4 protein-coding genes and 1 pseudogene are annotated in these 2,927 nt (G+C 66.4%); 1 reads left to right on the forward strand and 4 read right to left on the reverse strand.

Annotation, left to right across the window (positions count from 1 at the left end; all coding sequences use genetic code 11):
- Positions 1-145 precede the first annotated feature (145 nt).
- Both ACFWPJ_RS29395 and ACFWPJ_RS29400 read right to left on the reverse strand, forming a co-directional pair.
- Positions 146-784 (reverse strand): hypothetical protein, encoded by a 639-nt coding sequence (locus ACFWPJ_RS29395; protein WP_378856246.1) that lies wholly within the window; start codon positions 782-784, stop codon positions 146-148.
- A 71-nt stretch (positions 785-855) separates the two neighbouring features.
- A complete protein-coding gene (locus ACFWPJ_RS29400; protein ID WP_378856248.1) occupies positions 856-1,518 on the reverse strand; it encodes a hypothetical protein in 663 nt (220 codons plus the stop codon).
- Between the two features lie 456 nt (positions 1,519-1,974).
- Between ACFWPJ_RS29400 and ACFWPJ_RS29405 the strand changes: the two genes are divergently transcribed.
- Positions 1,975-2,247: a hypothetical protein gene (locus ACFWPJ_RS29405; protein ID WP_378856250.1), complete on the forward strand. Its 273-nt coding sequence runs from the start codon at positions 1,975-1,977 to the stop codon at positions 2,245-2,247.
- Between the two features lie 124 nt (positions 2,248-2,371).
- Here the strand turns inward: ACFWPJ_RS29405 and ACFWPJ_RS29410 are convergent, their stop codons facing one another.
- Together ACFWPJ_RS29410 and ACFWPJ_RS29415 are read right to left on the reverse strand one after the other, a co-directional pair.
- Positions 2,372-2,659 (reverse strand): hypothetical protein, encoded by a 288-nt coding sequence (locus tag ACFWPJ_RS29410; protein ID WP_378856252.1) that lies wholly within the window; start codon positions 2,657-2,659, stop codon positions 2,372-2,374.
- Positions 2,660-2,715: 56 nt separating this feature from the next.
- Positions 2,716-2,927 (reverse strand): annotated as a pseudogene (locus ACFWPJ_RS29415) (transcriptional regulator); the annotation flags it as partial.

Genomic DNA, 2,927 nt, shown 5'->3' on the forward strand with positions numbered 1-2,927 from the left:
TGATATCCCGGGCCCGGGGGGCCTAACCCACGGGGGCTGCCCAGGACATCAACGAAGCCGAAGAAGTCCGATGGATTCCGCTCGATCAGGCGGTAGAGATGATCGACCGTGGCGAGATCGTCGGTGCGGCCACTGTCGTCGGGATCTATCGGGCGTGGTCGCTCGCCTGAGCCATAACCCGTTCCCGGAAGGCGGCCACCGCGGGGATCGAATCGTGCGGCGTCAGCCGGGCTCGCACGTCCCGCAGGTACGCACCTGTCCGCTTCGACTCGACCTCACCGGCCAGTGTCAGTGCCTGCTCGCCCACGTTGACGGCTTCGTGCGGATCCTCGCTCGCGAGGCTCGATGCTAGTAGGCACAGATTGAATGTGCGCCCGCGCTGGTACCCGTCGGACATGTTCAGCGAATCGAAGGCCAACTGGATCGCCCGTTTGTGGTCGCCGAGGTCGCGGAAGCAGTGCGCCGTCTTGGCCGACATGTACGCGGTGTCGAGGTAGGCAAGCCAGGCGGGCCGGTGAGTGTCGGTACGGTCGAATGCCCGCTCGGCTGACGCAAGAGTAGTGGTGCAGGTCGATCGGTCGGAGCGGGCGGCGTGGCCGTGGGCTTCGACCATCAGGCATCCGGCTTCAAGGTTTGGCGATCCCGCTGTGCGGGCCGCGATTTGCGCTGCCCGAGCTAGATCCACGGCGTCGCCGGCGCGGCCGACGTACACGGCCTGGTGTGACATGGCGCCGAGGATTTCGGCGCTCAGCGCTGCGTCTCCGGCAGCGCGAGCCTGGCGCAACGCCTGGATCAGGTAGCGCTGGGCGAGACCGTGCTCCTCCAGGTCATAGGCGACCCAGCCTGCCAGTTTGGTCAGCTCGGCAGAGGCCGCGTAGACGCGTAGAGACGTCGCCCAACTTCCTCGGTGTAGGTGCCGTGCAGCATCGGTGCTACCGACGTGTGCAGGTAGTGCATGACGGTCGAACGAATACGGCCGCCGCCAACTCGATTGTCCAATTCGACGAACGCCGTGGTCATCGTCCTGACGGCGTCGACATCGGCTTGGCCGATGCGCCGGAATCCGGTCGAGGACACGGGATGCTCAGGTCCGGGCATGGTCAGCCAGCGCATCGACGCGGCCGGGTAGACCGCGACCACATAGGCCGAGTCCTGTAGAAACCTCCTGCGCTCGACGTCGCTCCGCCACAGGGCGGTAGCGGCAACGGTTGCCTCCGCGAGAGAGAGCGAAAACTCCAGACCGAGGTCGGCTGACTCACACTCGGTCATGCCGCACTCGGCCGCGGTGATGCGTCGGCCGGGCAGCTCGCTCATCACTTCGGCGATCATCGACGGCACCGGTGGTGTCGGCTGCTCCCCCGCGAGCCAGCGTCCGACAGAAGTGTGGTCGTAGGCGAGGTCCACGCCTACCGCTCTACCGCGCTCAACGACTCGGCGGGCCAATCCCTTTCGAAGGACACCCGTCTCTTCGATCAGATCGTGCAGCCGGCGGTTGGGCTGCTTCGGCTTGCGTCCCATGCGTGAAGTGTGGCAGGCACCGAACTCTGTGGCTACGTATTGCCTTTCGTGCACACCCCCGGTGCACACATCCGCCTACCGCGCGCGTCTTTCGCGGTAGACCCCGACACGGTGTGCTGGGTTACGTCCCGCAAACAATGGACAGCCGAACTAAATACCGGGGGCCACCATGGACAAGGACTCGACCGACAACCCGGCCGGAGTGCTCAAAGTTCTTGCAGCTAGCGGTATGTTCACGCTGGATGCCGCTTCACTCCCGATGAGCGCTCTCCTACTGTGCACCCGCGACCCTGGCCCCTTCACGGAAACGCAGGCCCATATGGCAATGCAGGTCCACTTGGATTGCGCCGTCGACACCTGCAAAGTCCGGTGCCGCGCCCGAACCACCCTGGTGGACGCGAAACGGATGGTTTTGGACGAGCGGGCAATTCCGGCTCCAGCCTCCTGACGGCTCGCATGATCGGCTACGAGCCGTCGGAACTGACTCGCTGCCAGCGGTGGATCCTCGAATCCGTGTGCCTCGTCGTGCCCGCACGGAACAAGGCGGTCACGGTGGCCGAGCTGTCTGCGATGTTGCGGCACAACCCATATAGGACGGGTGTCTACCTCGGCGAGCTGCTGGAGATGGGGTTGGTCGCGACGACCGAACGCACCTGCGGCGATGTGTGGTGGCCGACGTCGGCAGGACGAACACTCGGCACCCCACAGCCGAAAGCTGAGGCGTCGTGATCGGTGGCGACATTCGGCTCGAACTCGAAGGCGTCGCGGTCGGTTACCTCCGCATAGATGTATCCGGCGATGCCCTACAGCGCGATCAGGCCGCGATCCGCCGTTCGCTTGACCAGTCCGGTGGTCATCGCCGAGCCCTGATCGAGGCCTCGACCCGCGCGGCGAACGCGTCGAGCACCTCGACATAAGCCGCAGGGACACCGACCCGCACCACCAGGCCGGTGCCGGTGGTGTCGAAGTCGAAGGTGAAGAACGAGCAGCAGTTCGATTCCCGCGCCGCGAGATCGCGGGCGGCGGCTTCGGCGTCAGCGGCCAGATGCAGGTCCAGCTGGGTCGGGGTGGGCCGGGCCATGCGGCGCACGGACTCGGCGAAGAACCGGTCGAACTCGGCGACTCGGATCGGTTGTTCCACGGTCGGTAGGGTGCATGCATCCGGCACCCAGTCGTCCTGACCTCGGGAAATCATGGTCAGCTGCAGCAGTTGGGATCGAGCACTGTGCACAGCGCGGACAGGGCGTCGCGGCGCGCTCGGTGGAAGGTGTTCATCCCGCGCCGCGGGGTCGCGAAGAGGGCCGGCGTGCGCCGCGGCCCGAGGTGGTGCGTCACCGGGGACTCGCCGAGGCCCACCCCGGCGGCCAGGTCGCCGCCGTTTCGGTGGCCGCGCGGGGTGGTCAGGAGCA

Source organism: Nocardia sp. NPDC058497 (assembly GCF_042720195.1).
Classification (GTDB): domain Bacteria; phylum Actinomycetota; class Actinomycetes; order Mycobacteriales; family Mycobacteriaceae; genus Nocardia.